This window comes from Streptomyces sp. LS1784 (genome assembly GCF_020103755.1).
Classification (GTDB): domain Bacteria; phylum Actinomycetota; class Actinomycetes; order Streptomycetales; family Streptomycetaceae; genus Kitasatospora.
Genome location: NZ_JAHSQD010000944.1, coordinates 1 through 1,938, shown reverse-complemented (window position 1 = coordinate 1,938; position 1,938 = coordinate 1). Strand labels below are relative to the sequence as shown.

Annotated in this window: 2 protein-coding genes; one reads left to right on the top strand and one right to left on the bottom strand. The window is 75.3% G+C overall.

From position 1 onward, the window contains the following. On the bottom strand, positions 1-655 hold a 655-nt coding region (locus tag KS423_RS44495; protein WP_224285370.1), incomplete at its 3' end, for an FHA domain-containing protein. Positions 656-1,036: 381 nt separating this feature from the next. Between KS423_RS44495 and KS423_RS44490 the strand changes: the two genes are divergently transcribed. Beyond that, on the top strand, positions 1,037-1,938 hold a 902-nt coding region (locus tag KS423_RS44490; RefSeq protein WP_224285369.1), incomplete at its 3' end, for a serine/threonine-protein kinase.

Below are 1,938 nucleotides of genomic sequence, written 5' to 3'. Positions count from 1 at the left end.
CGTCCGGCAGGGCGGCGCGGACGGCCCCGGCGGCCTCGGCCGGGTCGGGGGCGGTCACCTGGAGGGTGGACTCGCCGATCCGCAGCAGGGCGCCCGGCTCCAGGGGGACGGCGGTCTCCGGCGGGCCGGGCGGGACGAGCCGGCCGTCCAGGGCGGTGCCGTTGGTGGAGCCGAGGTCGCGGACGGAGATCCGGCCGTCCTCGGCGAGGTGCAGGGAGAGGTGCAGCCGGGAGACGTCCGGGTCGTCGAGCGGGACGTCGGCCTCGGCGGAGCGGCCGACCCGGATCTCCCGGCCGAGCAGCCGGTGCACGCCGCCGGCGTCCGGTCCGCCGACCACGCGCAGTTCGGCGGCGGCGGGGGCGTCGTCGGGATCGTCGGCGGTCGGGTCGGGCTCGTTCAGGCTGAGGACGGCGCCGTCGAGCAGCGGGGGGTGGCCGAGCAGGGTGTGCTCGTCCACCCGGTGAGCCCCGGCGTACAGGTGCACGTGGGTGGCGGCCCGCGGCCCGCGCACGCCCACGGCGCCGGCGAGCGCGCCCGCGATGGCGCCGAGTGCGGTGCCGACGGGCGCGGTGACCAGCACGTCCACGTAGGGAATGGCGGAGCCGGCGGCGGACGGGCCGCTGCGCGGTCGGAGGACGGTCAGCCGGATCTGCATCTCGCCCGCGGGTCCCTTCTGCTGGTGTGAAGCCTGGTACCGCTGCCCGGTGCCGTGGGCACCGTTGGGCCACACGAGTGGCGAGTGTCCATCCTGCCATCCGTCGAGGACGGTCCGCGCACCGTACCGGATTTGACGATCTTGCGATCACCGCCGTGACGGGGGCGACGGGGAGTCAGGCCGACCGCCTCCTCGCGGGGTGCCCGGGACCTTCCCTAGGGGATGTCCCCGAACCCTTCCCCAGACCGTACGGATGGTCTACCGGCGACCCCGAAAACCCGAACGGACACCGTTAGAGTTGGCCGCAGACACGGGCCCGGCAGGCTCACCGCACCGGCGGAGGAGCGCCCCGCGCGGGCGGCACGGCGAGGAGTGCGACAGGTGCGGCCAGTCGGCAGCAAGTATCTGCTGGATGAGACCCTCGGGCGGGGTGCGACGGGCACCGTCTGGCGCGGCGTGGTGCGCGAGGACGTCCAGGTGCCGGGCTGTGTGCCCGGGCAGCGGGTGGCGATCAAGGTGCTGCGCGAGGAACTGGCCGCCGACCCGGACGTGGTGATGCGCTTCCTGCGCGAGCGCTCGCTGCTGCTGCGGCTGACCCACCCCAACATCGTCCGGGTCCGCGACCTGGTCGTCGAGGGCGAGCTGCTGGCCCTGGTGATGGACCTGGTGGAGGGCCCCGACCTGGCCCGTTACCTGCGCGCCAACGGCCCGTTCAGCCCGATCGCGGGCGCCCTGCTGATGGCCCAGGTCGCGGACGCGCTGGCGGCCAGCCACGCGGACGGGATCGTCCACCGCGACCTCAAGCCGGCCAACGTGCTGCTCGCCTCCACGGTGGTCGACGGCAGCGAGCAGATGCATCCGCTGCTGACCGACTTCGGCATCGCCCGGCTCGCCGACTCCCCGGGCGTCACCCGTACCCACGAGTTCGTCGGCACCCCCGCCTACGTCGCGCCGGAGTCCGCCGAGGGCCGCCCGCAGACCTCCGCGGTGGACGTGTACGGCGCCGGGATCATGCTGTACGAGCTGGTCACCGGCCGCCAGCCGTTCCAGGGCGACAGCGCGCTCGCCGTGCTCCAGGCCCATCTGGCCCAGGAGCCGCAGCGGCCCAGCACCATGCCCGAGCCGCTCTGGACGGTGATCGAGCGCTGCCTGCGCAAGGACCCGGCCCAGCGGCCCGGTGCCACCTCGCTGGCCCGCGCGCTCCGGGTGGTCGCGGCCGGCGTCGGCGTGCACGCCTCCCCGGCGGCGGTCGACGAGGCGCTGGCGGTCGGTGCCCTGCTGCT